The 20,277-nt window shown below is 38.9% G+C and carries 21 protein-coding genes and 1 riboswitch; of the genes, 13 read left to right on the forward strand and 8 right to left on the reverse strand.

Going from position 1 to position 20,277, the window contains the following annotated elements:
* Positions 1-53: 53 nt before the first annotated feature.
* Positions 54-1,520, forward strand: a complete 1,467-nt coding sequence (locus ACNSN2_RS17315; protein WP_054201296.1) for a methyl-accepting chemotaxis protein — start codon at positions 54-56, stop codon at positions 1,518-1,520.
* Positions 1,504-2,028, forward strand: a complete 525-nt coding sequence (locus tag ACNSN2_RS17320; RefSeq protein WP_010389166.1) for a DUF6436 domain-containing protein — start codon at positions 1,504-1,506, stop codon at positions 2,026-2,028. Before ACNSN2_RS17315 ends, ACNSN2_RS17320 begins: the two co-directional genes overlap by 17 nt.
* Positions 2,029-2,166: 138 nt before the next feature.
* Here ACNSN2_RS17320 and ACNSN2_RS17325 read toward each other — a convergent pair whose 3' ends face one another.
* Positions 2,167-2,727 carry a TMEM165/GDT1 family protein gene (locus ACNSN2_RS17325; protein ID WP_418609531.1) on the reverse strand — a complete coding sequence of 187 codons (561 nt, stop codon included), beginning with the start codon at positions 2,725-2,727 and terminating at the stop codon, positions 2,167-2,169.
* 84 nt (positions 2,728-2,811) lie between these two features.
* Positions 2,812-2,913, reverse strand: a riboswitch (yybP-ykoY riboswitch).
* 178 nt (positions 2,914-3,091) lie between these two features.
* On the opposite strand from ACNSN2_RS17325, the gene ACNSN2_RS17330 reads away from it, so the two are divergent.
* The gene (locus ACNSN2_RS17330; RefSeq protein WP_418609529.1) at positions 3,092-3,403 is read left to right on the forward strand and encodes a hypothetical protein; all 312 of its coding nucleotides are present in this window, start codon (positions 3,092-3,094) and stop codon (positions 3,401-3,403) included.
* 86 nt (positions 3,404-3,489) lie between these two features.
* Here the strand turns inward: ACNSN2_RS17330 and ACNSN2_RS17335 are convergent, their stop codons facing one another.
* Positions 3,490-5,115 (reverse strand): methyl-accepting chemotaxis protein, encoded by a 1,626-nt coding sequence (locus tag ACNSN2_RS17335; protein WP_075169945.1) that lies wholly within the window; start codon positions 5,113-5,115, stop codon positions 3,490-3,492.
* Between the two features lie 506 nt (positions 5,116-5,621).
* On the opposite strand from ACNSN2_RS17335, the gene ACNSN2_RS17340 reads away from it, so the two are divergent.
* From ACNSN2_RS17340 to ACNSN2_RS17365, 6 genes are all read left to right on the forward strand, one after another.
* A complete protein-coding gene (locus ACNSN2_RS17340) occupies positions 5,622-5,972 on the forward strand; it encodes a cupin domain-containing protein (protein WP_138570178.1) in 351 nt (116 codons plus the stop codon).
* A gap of 907 nt (positions 5,973-6,879) precedes the next feature.
* On the forward strand, positions 6,880-7,296 hold the full coding sequence (locus tag ACNSN2_RS17345; protein ID WP_054201291.1) for a VOC family protein: 417 nt from the start codon (positions 6,880-6,882) through the stop codon (positions 7,294-7,296).
* Positions 7,297-7,424: 128 nt separating this feature from the next.
* A complete protein-coding gene (locus ACNSN2_RS17350; protein WP_054201290.1) occupies positions 7,425-8,177 on the forward strand; it encodes an SDR family oxidoreductase in 753 nt (250 codons plus the stop codon).
* Between the two features lie 332 nt (positions 8,178-8,509).
* On the forward strand, positions 8,510-8,977 hold the full coding sequence (locus ACNSN2_RS17355; protein ID WP_131692155.1) for a nuclear transport factor 2 family protein: 468 nt from the start codon (positions 8,510-8,512) through the stop codon (positions 8,975-8,977).
* A gap of 120 nt (positions 8,978-9,097) precedes the next feature.
* Entirely contained in the window at positions 9,098-9,532 is a 435-nt protein-coding gene (locus tag ACNSN2_RS17360; RefSeq protein WP_418609524.1) for an HIT family protein, read from the forward strand.
* Positions 9,533-10,266: 734 nt separating this feature from the next.
* On the forward strand, positions 10,267-10,461 hold the full coding sequence (locus tag ACNSN2_RS17365; protein ID WP_010389142.1) for a (2Fe-2S)-binding protein: 195 nt from the start codon (positions 10,267-10,269) through the stop codon (positions 10,459-10,461).
* Positions 10,462-10,568: 107 nt separating this feature from the next.
* On the opposite strand, the gene bfr (ACNSN2_RS17370) is transcribed toward ACNSN2_RS17365, so the two are convergent.
* The 4 genes from bfr (ACNSN2_RS17370) to ACNSN2_RS17385 all read right to left on the reverse strand — a co-directional run bounded on the left by bfr (ACNSN2_RS17370) (position 10,569) and on the right by ACNSN2_RS17385 (position 15,005).
* Positions 10,569-11,033, reverse strand: a complete 465-nt coding sequence (gene bfr, locus ACNSN2_RS17370) for a bacterioferritin (protein ID WP_036955020.1) — start codon at positions 11,031-11,033, stop codon at positions 10,569-10,571.
* Positions 11,034-11,044: 11 nt separating this feature from the next.
* A complete protein-coding gene (gene bfr, locus ACNSN2_RS17375) occupies positions 11,045-11,518 on the reverse strand; it encodes a bacterioferritin (protein WP_013463107.1) in 474 nt (157 codons plus the stop codon).
* Positions 11,519-11,738: 220 nt separating this feature from the next.
* Positions 11,739-13,877, reverse strand: a complete 2,139-nt coding sequence (locus tag ACNSN2_RS17380; protein ID WP_418609521.1) for a TonB-dependent receptor — start codon at positions 13,875-13,877, stop codon at positions 11,739-11,741.
* Positions 13,878-14,144: 267 nt separating this feature from the next.
* Positions 14,145-15,005: a cation diffusion facilitator family transporter gene (locus tag ACNSN2_RS17385; protein WP_418609519.1), complete on the reverse strand. Its 861-nt coding sequence runs from the start codon at positions 15,003-15,005 to the stop codon at positions 14,145-14,147.
* 259 nt (positions 15,006-15,264) lie between these two features.
* Between ACNSN2_RS17385 and ACNSN2_RS17390 the strand changes: the two genes are divergently transcribed.
* From ACNSN2_RS17390 to ACNSN2_RS17405, 4 genes are all read left to right on the forward strand, one after another.
* On the forward strand, positions 15,265-15,753 hold the full coding sequence (locus ACNSN2_RS17390; protein ID WP_138595836.1) for a GNAT family N-acetyltransferase: 489 nt from the start codon (positions 15,265-15,267) through the stop codon (positions 15,751-15,753).
* A gap of 70 nt (positions 15,754-15,823) precedes the next feature.
* The gene (locus ACNSN2_RS17395) at positions 15,824-17,176 is read left to right on the forward strand and encodes a DNA-3-methyladenine glycosylase 2 family protein (protein WP_075170326.1); all 1,353 of its coding nucleotides are present in this window, start codon (positions 15,824-15,826) and stop codon (positions 17,174-17,176) included.
* Positions 17,173-17,640, forward strand: coding sequence for a methylated-DNA--[protein]-cysteine S-methyltransferase (locus ACNSN2_RS17400; RefSeq protein WP_075170325.1), 468 nt, complete (start codon positions 17,173-17,175; stop codon positions 17,638-17,640). The genes ACNSN2_RS17395 and ACNSN2_RS17400 overlap by 4 nt, the downstream gene beginning before the upstream one ends.
* Before the next feature lie 77 nt (positions 17,641-17,717).
* Positions 17,718-18,302, forward strand: a complete 585-nt coding sequence (locus ACNSN2_RS17405; protein ID WP_008112278.1) for a thymidine kinase — start codon at positions 17,718-17,720, stop codon at positions 18,300-18,302.
* Here ACNSN2_RS17405 and ltaE read toward each other — a convergent pair.
* Both ltaE and rlmF read right to left on the reverse strand, forming a co-directional pair.
* Positions 18,285-19,289, reverse strand: coding sequence for a low-specificity L-threonine aldolase (gene ltaE, locus ACNSN2_RS17410; RefSeq protein ID WP_418609515.1), 1,005 nt, complete (start codon positions 19,287-19,289; stop codon positions 18,285-18,287). The genes ACNSN2_RS17405 and ltaE overlap by 18 nt on opposite strands.
* Positions 19,290-19,308: 19 nt before the next feature.
* Positions 19,309-20,241, reverse strand: a complete 933-nt coding sequence (gene rlmF, locus ACNSN2_RS17415; protein ID WP_054201282.1) for a 23S rRNA (adenine(1618)-N(6))-methyltransferase RlmF — start codon at positions 20,239-20,241, stop codon at positions 19,309-19,311.
* Positions 20,242-20,277 lie beyond the last annotated feature (36 nt).

Here is a 20,277-nt window from a genome sequence, read left to right on the forward strand (position 1 = left end):
GTTATATTAGCAATAAGCGTGTTTAATTTATTACAAAATTAATTAAGGTTTTTATGTCTAGTGTGAGCCGATTGTTTACAATCATATTCTGTTTATTGTTTGTCGAGTCTATTGGTATAGGCCTTTATTTTGATACATTAACAGAGGCGTTTTTGGTCGGCTTGCCCCTGTGCTTGCTCCCTATATGGTTATTAAAAACCCAACCTGAGAATAAAATTACACCGCACGTGGTAGCTGCCGCTATTATGATGTTTTCATTTTTGCATATTCAACAAGCTTATGGGCTTATTGAAGTGCATTTTGAAATATTTATTTTCTTAGCCATGTTAATAATGTTTGTTGAGTGGCGAGTATTTATTACGGCGATTGTATTTGTTGCTGTTCATCATTTATCTTTTTACTATTTACAAACGCAAAACACGGGGTTTTATGTATTTGACCCCGACCGACTCGCTTTTTCAACTGTGCTTATTCACGCAGCTTATGCCATTGTAGAAGCCCTTGTTGCTGGTTTTATTGCAGTAACATTACAACGCGAACGTCGTGCAGGTTTGTCGTTAAGCCATGCCACTGAGCAAATAATGCAAGATCCAGAGCAAGTAAAGCTCTCAATGCGAGCTGATGATACCAATAGCAGTGCAGTAGTAGGCTTTAACACGCTACTAGAATACTTGTCGGATGTTATAAAACAGGTTCAAACTCAATCCGATTCATTAAAAAATAATTCTCAAGAACTTATAAATGTGCATGATGAGCTGGCAGACAGTGCTAAGCACCGAAATATACAAACCGATGATATTGCCAATTCAGGTTCACAAGTAGCCCACGGTTTTAAACTGGTTGAGCAAGAGAGTGATATTTTAAAGCAGCAAGTTAGCAATATCACCGATTCTGCTCATGTAGCTTTGCAAGAAGTATTACAAACAGACAGTAAGAGCAAGGAGTTGCTCACATTACTAACCAATACAGAAGAGCAGCTAAGTCATTTGGTGGCAGCTGGTGATGTAATTACAGGTTTGTTGAATGAAATATCAGGTATAGCGGATCAAACTAACTTGCTAGCACTCAATGCTGCAATTGAAGCAGCCAGAGCGGGCGAGCATGGTCGTGGTTTTGCTGTCGTTGCAGATGAGGTTCGTTCTTTAGCGAATAACAGCCAGAAAACAACAGCAAAAATAGCATCTACGTTAACAGATTTAGTGAATAACAGCCGCACTTCAACACAATCTATGAATCAATGTGTTGATTTTGTTGTAGATCTTACGAAAATTAGTGCCACTATGAAAGAGAATATCTCGTCAATGAGCGAGCAGATACAGGCTGTATCCACAAGCTCTAATTCGGTTGCACAAGTAGTTGCTGAGCAGGCAGGCAATACCGAGCAAATTGCAATAAGCACAGATCAAATGCGTCAACGCCAACAAGAAGACGGAAAAATTGTTGATCAACTTACCGCCAAGGTACAAATGATTGATGTGAGTATTGATGTGTTAGAGCAAAGCATTGCAAAATTTAACTAATAAGCGCTATTTTATTGTTGCTTTAATTGGTGTGTGGCTTGTCGTTGTTGTTTCGGGTTTAGTGTATTTTCAACTTGGCCAATTAAAGCCTTTTGATGAAAATAAAATGCTGGAACGACACAATTGGTTTTCGCAATTTAAAGAACAGGTGGTTTGGCAAAACAAAGATAGTGCTCAACTACTTATTATTACAGAAGATAAATGTGGATGTACTATACAAGCTAAACCACACCTATCATCTTTACAGCGGTTTGCGAAAAATCAGGGCGTTGAGGTACAAACATTTAAACTCAATAGCCAACTAAAGTCAGTGGTTCCGGCTACACCAGCCGCGGTTTTAATTGATAAAAATGGTGAGTTTGTTTATGCAGGGCCTTTATCTGAAGGGCTGGCATGCTCTCAAGGTAGCGGGTTTGTAGAGATCATGATAAGTAATCTACAAGCTGGTTTTAACTCATCATTGTTAATTGCCGATACAAAAGGGTGTTATTGCATTAACCGAGCATAATAGCTCGCTTATTTCTATTTATGATATGTGCTAATGCTTTTTTAACGCTTACCTACTTTAGGTAAGCGTTTTTTGTTGTAAATGACTTAACCTGAACGCTGACTAAAAGACTTATTATCCAAAATACAGGTTACTTAATTACATAATGGTTACTAAGCCATAAACACCAAGTAATACAAACACAGTGGCTGCTATCGCTCTTACGGTATTTAATGGAATTCTTTTTAGTAACGCCTTACCGGCATAAATAACAGGGACATTGGCAATTAACATGCCTACTGTAGTACCCAGCGTAACCCAAAGTACTGATTGATATTGTGCACCGAGTAACACGGTTGCAATTTGTGTTTTGTCCCCAATTTCAGCAATAAAAAATAAGATTAAGGCCACTAAAAATGCACCATAGCGGTCGTATTTATGGCTCACATCTTCATCTTTATCTGGAATAAGTAGCCACAGCCCTACCACAATAAAGCTTATATTGACTATCCAAGGTAAGTATTCGACGGCAAAGTTCCCGCTTAGCCAATCACCAAACCATGCAGATAAACCATGATTAATAATAGTAGCAGCGAGAATGCCTAAAATAAGTGCAATTTTATTATGAAAGCGAGCAGCTAATAGTAAAGATAAAAGCTGGGTTTTATCGCCTATTTCAGCAAGGGCAACAGTGACGGTAGAGGTTAAAAAAATATCCATTAATATAATCTTCAGGCGGGAATACTAAACCAAGGCAAACAGCTATCTCCCGCCATGAGGATAGTGTCTACCTAGGTCTCGCCGATAACGCTTGCTACAACATTACAAACTTACCATGCACATGAGGTGCAATTATGTTGATAAGTTTACTCATTACTGAGCGGGCTACTCCCCTAAGAGGGCAGCGATTATTCCACAAAGTTTAAAGCAGGTAAATATATGCGGGTAACTTTTAAATTTAAAAGGTGGCTTTGTGGCGTTAGTGCACAAATAAACTTGCTTTTGGCTATCAAGTTAGCTGTAATAATAAACAGAAGGAAGTTGAACAATTTGAAATTATATGCACGTGTAAAGGAATTTAAATATGCAATCAACAATTGTTAAATCAACTACGGCAACCATTCAAAATGGAGTCATGAAAGCGGACGGAAAGTTTTGGATTACGCAAACCGACTTAAATTTTGAACCTTTTAATGAAAAGTTAGGGTTAGAACCATATACAATTGCCCGTGATACAATTTTAAAAGTGGTTGAATGTAAAGGTAAAGGCGCAGGCCTTATTCCAATAACGGCTGATGCAATAGAGGTTTTCACGCAAGATGGCAGCTCATATCAGTTTATACTTTCAAACCCCAGTGATTGGATAACTATATTGTCTAATAAAACTAGCGCTTAAAGTAACCAATTTGCCATCATTTAAATGATGGCATATAAGGTTTTTATTTAAAGTATAAGCGCTAATATGCCTCAAAATTAAAGCACCTAAACTTTAAATACATTAACTTGTCCTTGTAGCATTGCCGCAAGCTGTGCGAGTTCTTGCGAAGCTTGAGCATTTTGTTGTGAGCTTTCGCTAACAGAAGTAATACTCGCGCTAAACTCATTAATATTGCTGCTTAGTTCATTTGCGACCATTTTTTGCTCCTGAGTTGCGGTTGATATTTGAGTATTCATATCTGCAATTTCGGTAACTTCTTGGTTAATTTCGCTGAGTACCTGTGAAGAATAATTAGCATGGTCGACACTCTCTTTAGCGCTGCTTTCAGCGTTACCCATCGCATTAACAGCTTGCTGAGCCATGCCTTGTAGTTTTGTGATCATTTCATTAATGCTAGCGGTTGCTTTTTGAGTATTGTGAGCAAGTTGTCTTACCTCATCGGCTACAACGGCAAAACCTCGACCTGAGTCGCCAGCTCTTGCTGCTTCAATGGCTGCGTTTAAGGCTAACAAGTTAGTTTGCTCAGCAACACTTTGGATCATCATCACAACTTGGTTTATATCATTGGTTTGTGTATTTAGATCTGTAATAAGCTGCGTATTTGTATTAACCAAAGTTGAAAGTGTATTTATTGACTCGATATTATCAGCAACAGCTTGCTGACCTTGGCCTGCTTTTATATCAGCACTTGTGGCTTTATCAGAGGTTATTTGCGCGTTTTGAGCAACTTGTTCTATTGCACTACTCATTTGGGTAATTGCAGTTGCAATCATAGCTGATTGTTGCTCTTGCTGGGTTGCTGTACTGGCTACTTGAATACTAATAGAGTTCATTTCTTCAGCTGCCGAAGCAAGTGTTAGTGTTGCGCCTGCCATATCTTTTACTAAACCTTGGATCCGAAGTAACATATCATTAAAGTTAGATGCGGTATCTGCAATCTCATCTTTACCCTGAACCTTAGCACGAGCTGTTAAATCAGCATTGGTTGCAATATCCGTTATGGTATCGCGTAATGACATTAATGGGTTTTGTATCGAGCAGTAAATAAAGTAGGCAACAATCAGTAGAAGTAAAATTAATATCGCGATTGTCACACTCATTATAAATTTTATAAATTGATAATTTTCATCAGCTTTAACTCTAAAGTCACTCGCTTCTTTAAGCTGCAAATCAATCAAAGCCTGGTAACTGGCACTAAGCGGATCAAAGAGTTGGTAAAGCTCATAAACAAATTGATTTTGTGGTAGTGATAAAAATTCACCACTATTAATACTTACAATTAAATTATTCAAATGCACGAGCACAGGCTTTAGTTTATTTTCAACGTTATCTACCAAGCGCTTTTCTTCAGCTGTTAACTGTGTGCTTAAGTAAGCTTTCCATTCATTATCAGCCGTATTTCTAGCCTCATTAACATTTGCTAAGAGTTCTGACTTGGTAATAGAGTCAGCACGATACTTGTGAAGTAAATCAACAATATTTACAGCGTAATTATCTGACACATGTTTAATTTGTTTAAGTGGTACGACACGGTCGTCGTATAAACTATCAATCCCTGCTACTAACCTTCCCATTGTGTTTATTGAAAAAAACGATGTAATTAAAAAAATCATAATTGGTAGCAATGCAAGCACTGCTAAACGGGTACGCACAGAATAATTGTTTAACATAGTTGTCCAAAATTACAGCAATAATAAAAAAGTATAATCTGGAAAAAAAATTTTACTGAATTTTTATAAAAAATTATTTAGCTTAATAACTCTTATGTGTTTTAAGTTATTAACGACTGGTTCATCTAAAAAGGCTTTTACTCGCATAGTCTAATCAATTTTAATTATTGTTACTGTAAATAGAAGGAAAGGTAAGCTTGCCATTGTTTGATAGATGCTAAGCAAATTTTGTTGTGATTGAAGTGCCGCTTAGAGCGATAACCGATTTTTCAGGTGAGCCGTCATTAACCGAGTAAGAATAAGTGGAAACGTTCCTTTTTTTACATGTTTATATAAACTACAGAAAGCATAATGTTTATATTTGGCAATAGCTTACAATATTTGCTATTAATATAAGTTCATAAAATAAGGACTTTTCGCGCCATTATAGGGAAAGTACCCTCTGATAAAGTTGTTATGGCGCTCAGTTGAACTGTGGAAAATAATCAAAAAGGAATTCGGAAAAGATGATACGTAATTTCTACACTTGCGATAAAGAAGTCGACGAAAATAGCCATGATGGACAAGGTTCAATAGATATCTATCGTGCATTCAGACGTAAAGATTTCGATGGTGCTTGGGATTTTGCCATCCGTGTCGTTATGCCACCTGGAAGTTCTATGGGAGAGCATTCTCACGGAGATGACGAAGAAATGTACATTATTTTGAAAGGTGAAGGCACTATGACCATTGAAGGAGAGGACAGAAAAGTGGCCTCAGGAGATATGATAGTTAATAAACGTTTTGGCACCCATGGTTTGGTTAATACATCGGACCATGAAATTGAGTTACTGATAATCCAAGCAAGTCTAAAGTAAATCGCCATAACAAAGCGTTAAGGCGGATTCACAACACTTGGCGATCTCAGTTCAAGTTTAATTTAGTGTTTAAGATATAGTGGGTTAGGTATGGTGGTTGGCGTTCTTCACCACTTAACGCAGCGTTAGGCAGACAATCCAAAAAAATGAGTAATTAATGACCCAAAGACTAACAATTGTTTATCAACTTACTTCATGGGGTTGCACTGTATTAGCTTGGACCAACGGCGCTATTCTTTTGTGTGATGGCTTTGCTAATGCGGAGTATCGGGTCCTCACTTTCGCGGTCGCACTGCTTTTTGGAGTGATCGGTGGCATCGTTTTTGGGGTGGAAAGAAGTTTGAGTCAAATCTACCGATGTTCCGATAAGACTTCCGAAGAGCAGGCGGGGTCAAAAACTACCAGAGCTTGGACATTGCTCTATGTGTGTCTTGTTTTCGGAGTGCTTCTTATAGGTGTGGTAATGGCAATAGGCTTAGTCGCTATCATCGGAAGGTTGCAAACTGGATTCCATACCTTCGGATGAGTACTAATACAGATGTGTTCGATGTAGACTTCCCAGCTTTTACTAGACACTGGCTTATAATCTTAAAGTATAAAACGGGAGTAAACTTCCGTTTCTAGGGCTTCAAAGGTAGTTATCGGAAATATATTCTGTTTTTTGAAAGCGTTAACCTAGATAGCTGTATGAGCAATTTTTCGGGGTCTTATTTGAGCGAGAGGCGGTCATTTAAGAATTTTTATGTCTGAAGTCAATATTTGACCCCATTGGCTTTTTCGTTTTTACAATTTTATGGTTGATAATCGTTTGCCAGTAAAAATGACTGACGACAGTGAGCGCTTTTTGAGGAAAGGATCCCTGACTAGGCTGTTATACTAAAGGTTGAAATCTTCAAAAAGGAATACTATGAAACAGAATATTGTCCATATCGCTTTAGTTGTAAAAGATTATGATGAAGCAATTGATTTTTATGTAAACAAACTCAAATTTGAACTTATTGAAGATACTCATCAACCTGAACAAGACAAACGTTGGGTGGTTGTAGCTCCACCAAATTCTCATGGTGTTACGTTATTACTTGCTAGAGCTTCGAAGCCAGAGCAGCATGACTTCATTGGTAATCAATCAGGCGGCCGAGTATTCCTGTTCCTAAATACTGATGACTTCTGGCGTGACTTTAATCGTATGAAATCGATTGGTATTAACTTCGTCCGCGAACCAACAGAAGAAGACTATGGCACGGTAGCTGTTTTTGAAGACTTGTATGGGAATTTGTGGGATCTTCTTCAATTAAACCCAAGCCATCCAATGGCGAAAAGGTAGAATAACAGACGCCTCGGTAGGGGCAGCCAATGCGTGATATGTTTATCATACGTTGGTTCTAGGTGGTAACGGTGTTATGTGGAAGCGGGCGTTATGCATTGCCCTAACTCAAGTGAACAAGGGTATTTATGAGCTCTCAAAAAGTAGCAATAATTACAGGAGCTGGACGTGGAATTGGAGCTGCAACAGCACTACTATTTGCTAGTAAAGGTTATGCTGTATGTATCAACTATAAATCAAATTTAAAATCAGCTAATAAACTAGCAGAAACAATAATCGCACAAGGTGGTAAGTGCATTACTGTGCAAGCTGATGTCTCTTGCGAAAATGACGTAACTCGAATGTTTTCAACTGTGGATAAAGAGTTAGGTAAGCTTACAATATTAGTAAATAATGCTGGTATCTTAAAAAAGCAATCACGTTTAGAGGATATGACTGCTGACAGAATAAATTCAATACTCATAAACAATGTCACTAGTTACTTTTTATGCAGTCGAGAGGCTGTAAAGCGCATGTCTACTCGCAATGGTGGTTTTGGCGGTGTTATTGTTAATGTGTCTTCAGGAGCATCTCGTTCTGGTTCTCCCAATGAATATATTGATTATGCAGCATCGAAAGGAGCAATTGATACGTTAACTAAAGGTTTATCCTTAGAGGTTGCAGCTGAAGGTATTCGTGTGAATTGCGTACGACCAGGATTAATTCACACTGATATGCATACCGATGGTGGGGAGCCTGAACGTATCGAAAGATTAAAAAATATCATTCCACTTAAAAGAGGCGGGGAACCTGAAGAGGTTGCCGAAGCTATCTATTGGCTAGCTTCAGAAAAGTCGTCATTCTCGACAGGAAATTTCTTGGACCTAGCTGGTGGCTTATAGTGGATACAAGCAATTAATTTTCTAAAACTGTCCGCTCATGGCATTTTTGCAAAGTTCGGCTTAGAGCGAAAACTAGTCATTGAGATTGGATAAATATAATAGTCAATTGAGTCGTCAAACGGTTCTTTGCGCATATATTCATGAAAATGAGCGCTGCGCGCATATTGGTTCATTTAACTCTACCTAAAAATTTTAGAAAACGTAGTGATAGTAATGTCTTAGGTTATTTGCTAAAACTATATAAAGTAGGTAAATGAGCGTTAAGTCGGCAGAAATATGCGCGATGAGCGCACTATTAAATTGTTATGTGAATCTCACGGTAAGGAGTACCAATGAACAAATATATTTCAATTCTAGCTATTTCAATCTCTCTAATTTCAACCATTGCTTTTGCGAGTGATGATAAATTTGATTATGAGAATTTTGTTAAGCAATACCATCAAGCAATGACTAATACACAACAACCAGGAGCATCTAAAGAAGACTTAGAGATTTACTTGTCATTCTTAACTGATGATGTTGGTAATCAACATTTTCCTAATGCGCCAGATGACTCAAGAGAGCCTGATGGTAAAAAATTAATGCGTGAAGGTATGTCTCGATATCTAGGTGTTCATACCGATTATAAAGCAAAAATTCTTGAGTATATTGTTGGTTATAATTCCATAGCACTTAAACATACTTTCTCCGCTACAGGCTTACGTTCAGACGGCTCAGAGTTTAGCTATAACAAAGTGGTACTAGATGTTCTTGAGTTAGAAAATGGTAAAGTATCCGTAATTCGCAGGTACGGTAAATAATTCACATAACAAGGCGCTTAAACGGAAAAATTACAGTTGGCTCGCGCTTCGCGCAGTTTAGCCTAACTGTATTTTTCCGCTTACCTTGGCGTTATGCATTTCCGTAAGCTGGAGAAATCAGTGAACCCAATCTACGACAATAGTAATACTTTCGCGAAGATTATTGCTGGAGAGGCCCCCTGTGTAAAGGTCTATGAGGATGATTTAACGCTCGCATTCATGGATATAATGCCGCAGAAGGATGGTCACGTATTAGTAGTACCCAAGGAGCAAGCGGTCACAATTTACGATCTGTCTGCAGAAGCTGCTCAAGCATGCATGCTAACCGTTCAGAAAATAGGTAAAGCTCTCGAGCGCGCTATGGGGGTGACTGGGTCAACCATATTCCAGCACAATGGCTCTTCTGCCGGTCAAACTGTGGGGCATTTTCATTTTCATGTTTTTCCAGGACCTTTGTTGGTGATAAAAGACCATGGCGTGCAGTTTGAAGAGGTTGGGAAGCTTAAAGAGATAGCTGCGTTAATCATTGCACAATTAGAAAGTCCACATGCATAACAAGTGCAGGCACGGCGACTCCCACTACATTGCGCCTCCGGCTCCATTTCGTGGGCGCGCGTGCTGCAAGCGTTACCACTGTCTGCAAATGGCACAAACCGGAAATAGCCCACGCACTAATCCTATATTTATACATTAAGGCTTCTTTAGACTTAATGTAATTCATTTTAATCATTCAACTATTTACCTAAACTTAGGGTCTGTTGGCCTTTACGGATTAATACTTGTTCAAACTAGGGGGGATTTAATCGCGACGCGAGATTTGTAACCTAGTGGGCTAAGTAAAAATCGAGCAAAGCTTCCGCGTCCTGCTCACGCCCCTTACCTACATCCATGTAGGCAACAAAGAGTTAATTGCCCCTAGGCAGAACCCTTCGGGCAGCGCCTGTTTGGCATTGATGCTGCGTTATCGCCTATTTATGGGGAATAACCACACCACATAGACTCTGCCTTGCCTAAAGACCAAACAGACTGCTGCAAATTTAACCTTGAAAGGTCAACAGACCCTGAACCTACTTAAATTTAAGGCGAGACTCTAGTTAATAAATCTCAATTTAAGTGCCATACTTCGAATGAAATTCAAACAATTCTCAACTTGCCGCGAATTCTCAACTTAAGTGGCGCTGGCCAAAAAAAATGCAAAAAATTCAAATTTTATAAAAAAACCAATTGATAACTATTTTCGTTTAGATTAATATAAACCCACTAAATGAAATTGAGAGTTGTTTGTATTCATGTATGTTTGTCTTTGTCACGGTGTGACCGATAAAAAAATTGAGCAAACCATCGACGATGGTGCTACTACCATGCGCGAGCTAACTAAAGAGCTTAAAGTGGGCAGCCAATGCGGTAAGTGTTGTTGCTGTACTAAAAAGATCCTCAATCGTAAACTGATTCAAATTGCAGATATAACCGATCAAGTGGCTTAATAGTAATTTATAAAAGTAGGCCCTATCTAAACGAATTGGTTTAACATTTAAAAATTAAACATAAAAAAAGCAGCCTTAGCTGCTTTTTTTGTATTTATAACTTTAACTTACAGTTGCGATTGTAAGTAGTTTTCAAGCCCAGTGTTTTTGATCAGTAGTTGCTGTGTTTCTAGCCAATCAATTTGCTCTTCTTGCTCATTTAAAATGTTATCGAGCGCTTCGCGGCTAATGTAATCTTTTTTACTCTCAGCTAGCTTAATGGCTGTGCGTAGCTCATCTACTGTATCAAGTTCAAAGCTCATGTTAGCGGCAATCATTTCTTCGCTGTTTTCACCAATGCGTAAGCGTCCTAAATCTTGAAGGTTAGGCAGGCCTTCTAAAAATAAAATACGCTCAATTAAACGATCGGCGTTTTTCATCTTTTGTATCGATACTTTGTAATCAGCTTTGTCTAGTTTACTAAAACCAAAATCTTTAAACATGCGTGCATGTAAAAAGTATTGGTTAATACCCACAAGCTCATTAGCAAGTACTTTATTTAGTGCTGCAATAACGTCTTTATCGCCTTTCATAATATAAGTCCTTATTCGCCCATTTGAGCTTGGTGATAGTTTTGAGTGCCAATTTTGTCAATCAGACCCAGTTGTTGCTCTAACCAGTAGACGTGATCTTCTTCGGTATCAAATAATAGCTTTTCTAGAATTTCACGAGATTGATAATCTTGCTGTTGTTCACAGATAGCAATAACCTCTTTAACACACTCAACCACTTCAAGTTCTAAGGTTAAGTCGTTTTGCATCATGCTTTTTACATCGTCACCAATTAACAGATCACGACGTTTAGTCATGTTTGGTACGCCTTCTAAAAAAAGAATACGCTTAATTAGCCAGTCAGCGTGGTCTTTTTCTTCTTCCATTTCATGGTTAAGACGCTCATAAAGTTTGTTTAGGCCCCAATCGTCGTACATACGAGAATGAATAAAATACTGGTCAATAGCAGCTAATTCGTTAGCTAACAATGTATTGAAGGCGTCGATTACTTTTTGATTACCTTTCATAGCGCTTATCCTAAAAATTCTAATTGTGGCTAGTCTAGTATATAGGCACAGAATTGCAAGTAATTTACTTATAAATCATATGGTTAATATTGAGTTTGATTCTCGTTTAAGTTTGCATTGCTGGTTGATAAATGGACAGGTTGTTATTTGTATTTTAGATCAGCAAGTTAGTTGAGGGTATAAGCGCGTTCATACTGTAAAAGTATGAACGCGTAAGTGATTAAAATTGATAAGTAACACCTACTGTGGCCGTGGTACCTAAACCTTTAATGTTGTATCCACCATAGGTGTAAGATTGTGCACGGGCAGGGAAGTAATCTTGGTTAAATAAGTTTTCTACCCCGATAAAACCTTGCCAACTATCTGCAAACTGATACTGACCACTTAAATTAAACACAGTGTAGTTATCGACAGGTCCCTGATCGCCAACATATTTACCATTATCATTAGGCTCAAAGCGCTTTCTATCACCCACATACAAGTAACTTAATGTTAATGATAGGGTATCCGTAGGTTGCCAGTTAAGATTGGCTGTGGCTTTTGGTGGGCTGATTTGCTTAGAGCCTAAGTATATATCTGCTTCAGTATTTTCACCTTCTACATAGCTATACGTTGCTAGTAATTTAAGAGATGAGCTTATGGTGTAGTCTACTAAGGCTTCATAACCCCAAATTTCTTGAGGTGCTCTAACCGGTTCATAAACACCCGTTACTTCATTAAATTTGTTTGTAGTGCCAAGCTCAGAGGTGCTTCGATATGCTGCGACTTCTAAACGAACTGCATCAAATTGAGAATTAAAACCAATTTCATAATTATCGATAATTGAAGCTTGTGTTTGAATAAGGCCTATATCATTCACTGTGGCAGAGCGAAGCAGGCGGCCAATATCTGATATATCAGATCCCTGTGAGTAGTTTAAAAAGGGGCTGAATTTTTCATCTAGATTGTATTTAATGCCCACGTTATAGGTCGTAGCATTGTAATCAACCGTGTCGCCTTTTACGCTAATTGGCACAGAGCATTGCGTGGCCGTTTTACATAATTTAAGCGTGCGATAATCATCTACGCTAAGGTCGATATTTTCTTTGCGTACACCGGCCTTTATTATTAAGTCATTAGCAATAACCCACTTAGTTTGTAAAAAGCCCGCGACACTTTTCATGTCCATTTCTGGCACCCAAACACGCCCATCAACCAGCGGTTGTGCAGTTACATCATTTAACGCATCAATTCCGTAAATAAATGACGCTTCAACTGAGTCAAAGTCTACCTGGGTATTAAAAGTTGCTCTGGCGCCTTTTTTTTCTGAACTTATAACTGATTGACCACCTTGATAATTCTCATCAGGATTGGCAAGGTTTGGAGAGAAGAAAAACACATTTTCTATATCTTGCGTATAGAGGTCTAACGTCATTTGTGTGTTTTCAAGCAGTGCGTAGTCGGTGTATTTTAAGGTTATATTTTCGTTGCCTTCTGGCCCTTGTGGTTTACCTTGCTTTTGTAATTCTGACGGCACATGAATGGCGTAGGTTTTTTCTCTTAGGCTCATATCACCAACAACATCACCTAAGTCGGTTTTTTGTTGTGAACTGAAGTAGTTATAACTAAATTGGAGTTGCTTTTCATCATCAAAGTCATAGCCAAGCTTAGTGAAGTAATTTTGTGTAACGGCATCAGATAAACCATATTGTAAACCGAGAATATCGCCTTGCGAATCGCGTTGTACACCGTTTTCTTCATAGCTTGCTGTTACTAAGTAGCTAAATTTATCTGCACGACCATTCAATGCTGCAGATAACCTTGCGCCTGCGCTTTCTTCAAGTTTTACCGCACTAAAACGACTCGATAAGCTTATTTCACCTTGGGTTTGCCCATCGCTTTGTGCTTGCTTGGTAATATAGTTAATAATTCCGCCTGATGCGCCGTTACCATAAATTGACGTTGCTCCTTTTATGACTTCTATTCGACCTATTGCGCTTGGATCTAAGGTTTTTACCCCTAATGATCCGTTACGCAGTGGCGTTGACTGTGGCACGCCATCAATCATGATCAGTGGGGCACGCCCGCGTAAAGTTTGTCCTGAATTACTTGAGCTTCCAGTATCTGGAGCAAGGCCGGGAACCATTTGTGCTAAAAGGCTTTGTAATTCTGGATTAACTTTTAAATGCGCTTCTATTTGCTTTTGACTAATAATAGTTATGGAAGCAGGGACCTCATCAATACTTTCAAAAACACGACTACCCGAAACAATAACGTGCTCCATTTCTGTTTGATTTAAATTTCTTTGGATCGTTGATTCGTCTGCAATACTGGCGCCACTGACTATTAATGCTATTAAGCTCAGAGATGTTTTAAACATGCGGGTCCTTCGTTTGAATGGTTTTAGTTGTATTAATGATGGGCGCAATATTAAGAGTAATTCAAAGTAAACGCAAGGTTAATGATAATTGTTTTTATTTGCATGTATACTATTGCAAGCTATAGGGGGTCAAATATAACGTTGCGTTAAAATAGATGCTCGTAACGGCAGTTGATTATTGTTAGCAGGCCTTCTGCGTTTTGTTGCACAAGGCATAAAAATAAAGATGCGATTAGCTTTAATTACAAAGTAATTTGTATAATCAAACTAAGGTGAACAACACTCAATTACGCAGTGTTCAATTGCAAATTCATCATGTAAATAGTGTTTTATGGCATTAAGCTCAATAGGGGTATCTGTTTGCATCACAATTTCACAGTGAGTGGTAGTATCGTCCAGTTGCCACGCTTTTATTGATTTTATTTGCGTAATAGCAAACTGTTGCAGTAATTTCTTGCTTATAAGTTGCTGATCAAAACCAATGGGTGCTGCTTGCATTAAAATGCTGCAGCTGGCTTTAAGTAATAACACGCCGTGATAAATAACGTACAGTGATATTAAAATGGTCGCTATTAAATCAACGACATACCACTGGTATAAAATGATTAAAGTACCGGCAATAATAACGACTATTGATGCCATTGCATCAGATACATTATGAATAAACGCCGCCTTTATATTCATGTTATTTTTAGCGCCGGCTTTAAAGGTTAATAACGCAGTGACTAAATCAACGAGTAGCGCTACTGCGGCAACCCATACAATAATCCAACCGTTAATTGGTTGGGGGTTTAAATAACCATTTATGGCTTCAAAAATTAAATAACCCCCGATGACTATTAACGTAGTGCTATTAAAAAGGGTTGCTAGTATCTCTGCGCGTTTGTAGCCAAAATGATGGGTTGTATCAGCCTGTTTATTGCCAATTTTTCGGGCAACGAGGGCAATAAATATAGAGGCCGCATCACTTAGGTTATGTAATGCATCGGCAATTAATGAAAGGCTACCAGAAAATACGCCACCAACAACTTGCACTGCAGTCAGTAAAACATTTATAAATACGGCAAGAGTGAGCTGTTTATCACTTTGGTTATCATCAACGTGACTGTGTGAGTGACCATGACCCATTTTAGTTAAACTCCCTTATTGCTTTACTTTTTACTCATAATGACAACTTTTTACGATTTATAAAAGCGCTGTTTTAATTTGTTTTTTAGATATCTTAATGGCTAAATTTAAATAAGCCCGTGATAGTTACGTATTGAATATAAAAACGATATGCTAGGGTATAAATAATTGTATTAATGGCTTAAGTTATCATAATTATTTAGGCACTTTTTATTTTGAATTTAATAGGCATAAAAGTCGTTTTGAAGGGTTAATAACAATGAACACAGCAATAGAAATTCGCGATGCACAGCCAAGTGATGCAAAAACAATTTTGCATTTTATTAATGAGCTTGCCATTTACGAAAAAGAGCCAGATGCAGTTAAAACCAATGAACAAGCAATTTTAGATACACTGTTTTGCGACGGCGCAACAGCGCACAGTTTAATTTGTTTACAAGATGATGAACCGATTGGTTTTGCGGTGTATTTTTACAACTACTCTACTTGGTTAGGTAAAAATGGTCTCTATTTAGAAGATTTATATGTTAGCCCAGATAGCCGTGGAAATGGTGCCGGTAAAGCTATCATGAAAGAGCTGGCAAACAGAGCAATAAGCAAAGACTGTGGCCGCTTTGAGTGGGTAGTGCTTGATTGGAATAAACCCGCGATTGATTTTTATAATAGCATGGGCGCTGAGCCACAGAATGAATGGATTATATATCGTTTAACGGGCCAAGCATTGATTGATTTTGCAAACAAAGATTAGTGCCGAATATGGCCAGTAATATACCTAGTTTTTGTTAAGCTAAGCGCTACATAACTTATAAGAGCAATTTATGGTTAATCAGCATTGGCAAAAAGCGCGTCAGAGCCGCGATGCGCGTTTTGATGGGCTTTTTTATGTAGCGGTAAAAACCACAGGTATTTATTGTCGGCCAATTTGCCCCGCGCCCACTGCGCATGAAAAAAATGTAACCTACTATCAGTTTGCGCACTCTGCTGCGCAAGCAGGGTTTAGGCCTTGTATTCGTTGCAGGCCCGATAGCGCACCAGGTAGTGCTGCTTGGCTGGGATCACAAACCACTGCATTGCGTGCTAAGCAGTTAATTGATCAATATCACGAGTGTGATTGTGAAGTACTTGCTGCGCGTTTAGGAATAAGCAGTCGCTATTTAAGACGGCTTTTTTCTCAATATTTTGGTCTTTCAGTAACTCAATATCGGTTATTTAATCAATGCCATTTTGCAAAAAAATTGATTCAAGAAACCAGCTTACCGCTTACCGAGATAGCGTTTGCTTCCGGCTTTAAAAGTGTGCGACGATTCAATGATGCTTTTTTAAAACAACTTAATATCGCGCCCTCAGCGCTCAGAACCGCCAAGCATTCAACTGATCTTGGGCTCACCTTAATTTTGCCTTTTCGTCCGCCGTATAACTGGCAAGCATTGCATGGGTTTTTAGCAAAACGACTTATAGAGCCAATAGAGTGGTTAACGCCAACCAGTTATGGGCGTACTTTTACTTATAAATCGTGTAGAGGCCGCTTTAATGCTGAATTTATTGCAGATAAACATCATTTTCGGGTGCAAATTGATATAGATAATACGCAATATTTACAGCCAGTTATTAACAACATTCGCCGTGTACTTGATTTAGATGCAGATACTTATTTAATTGAGGCGCATTTAAGCGAACACATTAATAATGCATTTCCACTTACTAAAGGCTTAAGGTTACCGGGTATTTGGTCAACCTTTGAAGCGGGTATTCGCGCTGTGTTAGGTCAGCAGGTGAGTGTAACTGCGGCGCATAATTTAGTGACTCAATTAGTGCAACAGCTTTCGGAGCAACAAGAGGGAAAGGTGTACTTTCCAACACCTGAAGTAGTGGCAGGTAGTGATTTTGCTTTTTTTAAAATGCCGCAGGCACGTAAAAATGCACTGCATAATCTCGCTGAATTTTGTGCTATTCACCCCAAGGAGGATGATTTAGACCAATGGCTTACTTTAAAAGGAATTGGCCCTTGGACGGTTAATTACGCAAAACTGCGCGGTCAAAGCCAACCCGATATTTTACTTGATGGCGATTTAGGGGTTAAAAAAGCCCAAGCGGCAGCAAGCTCGTTTGAATCTGCGAACTGTGCACCATTTCGATCTTACTTAACTTTTCAACTTTGGCAGCAATTATGATAGTGCAAACCAGTTTACCCAGCCCGATTGACGATATTATTATTCAGGCAACTGAAAACGGTATTAGTTATGTGGGGTTTTATCCACCGACCAGTTATACCAGTACGCCTTTAAATAAGGTGACTAATTCACATGTTTTATCTTGTGTGGCGCAGCTTAATGAGTACTTTGCTCATACGCGTACTGAGTTTGATTTAGAGCTTGATACTGGCGGCACGCCATTTCAGCAAAGCGTATGGCAGGCATTACAAAGCGTACCGTTTGCTAAAGTGGCAACCTATAAAGATATTGCCATACAATTAAATAATCCTAAAGCAGTGAGGGCGGTGGGGGCTGCAAATGGCAAAAACCCAATCAGCATTATTGTGCCGTGTCACCGCATCATTGGTGCAAATAAAAAGCTAACTGGTTATGCTGGTGGCTTAGAGCGTAAGCAATGGTTACTAGAGCACGAAGCAAAATAAATAAAATAGCGTTTCCAAATTTGTATTCTCTGCACTTTAGGGTAGCATAAGCGCACTTTTTATTTGAAGGCACGGCCATGGCGCAATTATACTTTTACTACTCTGCAATGAATGCAGGTAAATCAACCACTTTATTACAATCAGCGTTTAATTATAAAGAGCGCGGTATGGAGCCGGTGATCCTCACGGCTGCCATTGACGATAGAGCAGGAGTGGGCAAAGTATCCTCACGTATAGGCCTTCAAGCAGATGCACATATTTATGATGCGGATAAAGACGTATACGAGCTAATTAAATCGCTCAATAGTGATAAAAAACGCCATTGTGTACTCGTGGATGAATGTCAGTTTTTATCTAAAGATCAAGTTATGCAGTTAACCGATGTAGTCGATGAGTTAGGTATTCCCGTATTGTGTTACGGCTTAAGAAACGACTTTAGAGGTGAGTTATTTAGCGGCTCGCAATATTTACTTGCTTGGGCTGATAAGTTAATAGAACTTAAAACGGTGTGTCATTGTGGGCGTAAAGCAAATCACGTATTACGTACCGATGAAAATGGCGAGGCTATTGCCGATGGCAACCAAGTAGAAATTGGCGGCAACGACCGTTATGAATCGGTGTGCCGCAAACATTATAAAGCCGCGTTAAATATGGGCCGTTAAGGCTTTAATAAAGGTATCTATATCCGCTTTGGTAATACCTAAATGGGTTACTAGCCTAAGTTGCTTACTTGGGCTAAACACAATGCCCTGTACTTTTAAATCGGCTGCTAGTTTTGTGATGTTTATGCTGTTATCAAACGTAGCGTAAACCATGTTTGTGGTATTACTCATGTTTACGTTAAAACCTGCCACGTTATTTAACTGCTTTGCTAAATAACGTGCATTAGCGTGGTCATCGACTAAACGTTGAGTGTTATTTTCTAAAGCATATTGCCCCGCAGCAGCTAATATACCCGCTTGGCGCATACCGCCGCCAAGCACTTTTCGCCAGCGTCTTGCTTTGGCTATCAATGCTGTTGAACCAAGCAATAATGAACCAACAGGTGCACCTAATCCTTTTGATAAGCAAATAGATACAGAGTCAAAATGTTGGGTTATTTCTTTAATATCAACGTTAAGCTCTGCAGCGGCATTAAAAGCGCGAGCGCCATCTAAATGCAGTGCTAAGTTATGTTGGTTAACAAATTCGCGTGCTTTGAGTAAATAATCAATACCGAGTACTTTACCACCTATGGTGTTTTCAAGGCTTAACAGGCGGGTTTTTGCAAAGTGGCTATCATCGGGTTTAATTGCTGCAGCAATTTTAGTAAAACATAGACTACCATCGGCTTCATTTTCAATAGGCTGTGGCTGAATAGAGCCTAAAACGGCAGCGCCACCGCCTTCAAACTTGTAGTTATGAGCATTTTGGCCACATATATACTCGTCGCCGCGTTCACAATGGGCCATTAATGCAAGCAGATTTGTTTGTGTGCCTGAGCTACAAAAAAGTGCATCTTGCACATTAAAACGTAATCGAGCATAAGCTTCTAATTGGTTTACACTTTCATCATCGCCATAAACGTCGTCGCCGACGGGGGCATGATACATAATATCCCGCATTTTGCTGCACGGTTTTGTTACTGTATCTGAGCGAAAATCTATCATGGGGTGTCCTTAAGTGGCTTTATACTAATTCTTCACAAATTTGTTCTCGGGTGGCTTTATCAAAATAGCTCCATGCAATAAAGCGACTGACTTTTTGCCCTTGTGCCATTTCAACAATTTTAAATTCACTAATAGGCTGTTGTTTTAGCTGTGCTTCTAAGGCTGCTAGAGTTTCTTTTTTAGAAACCAACGAGGTAAACCAAATTACTTGGTCACTGTGATCCCTGCTTTCTTTGATCATGTTAGAAATGAATGCTAATTCACCACCTTCACACCACAGCTCATTACTTTGTCCGCCAAAATTAAGTGCTTGCGAAGGCGCTTTGCCTAAGTTTTTCCATTTACGTTCACTGCCTTTACTGGCTTCTTCTGCACTGGCGTGAAATGGCGGGTTACACATCGTTAAATGATACAAATCTTTCGCATTAATCACCCCTTTAAAAATATGCTCGGGATTTTTTTGTTGTTTAAGCGTTATTTTTAGATTATTGAACTGAGCGAGCTGCTTGGCTATTTTTATTGCTGCAGAGTCTATGTCGCTGCCAGTAAAATGCCATTGGTATTCGCTATTGCCCGTTAGCGGGTAAACTAAGTTAGCGCCAGTGCCTATATCAAGCACTTTAATTTGTCGGCCAGTGGGAATAACCTGCTGATTATCTTCGCTGAGTAAGTCAGCTAAGTAATGAATATAATCTACTCTACCTGGAATAGGTGGGCACAAGTTGTGCTCAGGAATGTCCCAAAAGTTAATGTTGTAATGACTTTTTAATAGCGCCTGATTCAAGGTTTTTACAGCTAAGTTATTACTAAAATCAATACTTTGATTGCCTGCTGGAGTCGTAATTAAAAAAGCAGTTAACGAAGGGGTTTGCGAGGTAAGCAAATTAAAATCGTAACCATTTTTGTGTTGATTGCGCGGATGTAATTTAGAACGAGTTGATTTTGCTTTCATGAGGCTTTTTTAACAACAGGAATAAAATCCAATAGT

The sequence above is a fragment of the Pseudoalteromonas sp. US3C1013 genome, assembly GCF_048401115.1.
In the GTDB taxonomy this organism is placed as follows: Bacteria; Pseudomonadota; Gammaproteobacteria; order Enterobacterales; family Alteromonadaceae; genus Pseudoalteromonas; species Pseudoalteromonas undina.

Excerpts from the sequence above, each read along its gene's own strand:
- ltaE (WP_418609515.1), bottom strand. The coding sequence starts at position 19,289 with ATGATAGATTTTCGCTCAGATACAGTAACAAAACCGTGCAGCAAAATG.
- bfr (WP_036955020.1), bottom strand. The coding sequence starts at position 11,033 with ATGAAAGGCGATAAAGACGTTATTGCAGCACTAAATAAAGTACTTGCT.
- ACNSN2_RS17380 (WP_418609521.1), bottom strand. The coding sequence starts at position 13,877 with ATGTTTAAAACATCTCTGAGCTTAATAGCATTAATAGTCAGTGGCGCC.
- ACNSN2_RS17315 (WP_054201296.1), top strand. The coding sequence starts at position 54 with ATGTCTAGTGTGAGCCGATTGTTTACAATCATATTCTGTTTATTGTTT.
- ACNSN2_RS17395 (WP_075170326.1), top strand. The coding sequence starts at position 15,824 with ATGGTTAATCAGCATTGGCAAAAAGCGCGTCAGAGCCGCGATGCGCGT.
- ACNSN2_RS17405 (WP_008112278.1), top strand. The coding sequence starts at position 17,718 with ATGGCGCAATTATACTTTTACTACTCTGCAATGAATGCAGGTAAATCA.
- ACNSN2_RS17330 (WP_418609529.1), top strand. The coding sequence starts at position 3,092 with ATGCAATCAACAATTGTTAAATCAACTACGGCAACCATTCAAAATGGA.
- ACNSN2_RS17390 (WP_138595836.1), top strand. The coding sequence starts at position 15,265 with ATGAACACAGCAATAGAAATTCGCGATGCACAGCCAAGTGATGCAAAA.
- ACNSN2_RS17355 (WP_131692155.1), top strand. The coding sequence starts at position 8,510 with ATGAACAAATATATTTCAATTCTAGCTATTTCAATCTCTCTAATTTCA.
- ACNSN2_RS17325 (WP_418609531.1), bottom strand. The coding sequence starts at position 2,727 with ATGGATATTTTTTTAACCTCTACCGTCACTGTTGCCCTTGCTGAAATA.
- bfr (WP_013463107.1), bottom strand. The coding sequence starts at position 11,518 with ATGAAAGGTAATCAAAAAGTAATCGACGCCTTCAATACATTGTTAGCT.
- rlmF (WP_054201282.1), bottom strand. The coding sequence starts at position 20,241 with ATGAAAGCAAAATCAACTCGTTCTAAATTACATCCGCGCAATCAACAC.
- ACNSN2_RS17335 (WP_075169945.1), bottom strand. The coding sequence starts at position 5,115 with ATGTTAAACAATTATTCTGTGCGTACCCGTTTAGCAGTGCTTGCATTG.
- ACNSN2_RS17340 (WP_138570178.1), top strand. The coding sequence starts at position 5,622 with ATGATACGTAATTTCTACACTTGCGATAAAGAAGTCGACGAAAATAGC.
- ACNSN2_RS17385 (WP_418609519.1), bottom strand. The coding sequence starts at position 15,005 with ATGGGTCATGGTCACTCACACAGTCACGTTGATGATAACCAAAGTGAT.
- ACNSN2_RS17350 (WP_054201290.1), top strand. The coding sequence starts at position 7,425 with ATGAGCTCTCAAAAAGTAGCAATAATTACAGGAGCTGGACGTGGAATT.
- ACNSN2_RS17365 (WP_010389142.1), top strand. The coding sequence starts at position 10,267 with ATGTATGTTTGTCTTTGTCACGGTGTGACCGATAAAAAAATTGAGCAA.
- ACNSN2_RS17400 (WP_075170325.1), top strand. The coding sequence starts at position 17,173 with ATGATAGTGCAAACCAGTTTACCCAGCCCGATTGACGATATTATTATT.
- ACNSN2_RS17345 (WP_054201291.1), top strand. The coding sequence starts at position 6,880 with ATGAAACAGAATATTGTCCATATCGCTTTAGTTGTAAAAGATTATGAT.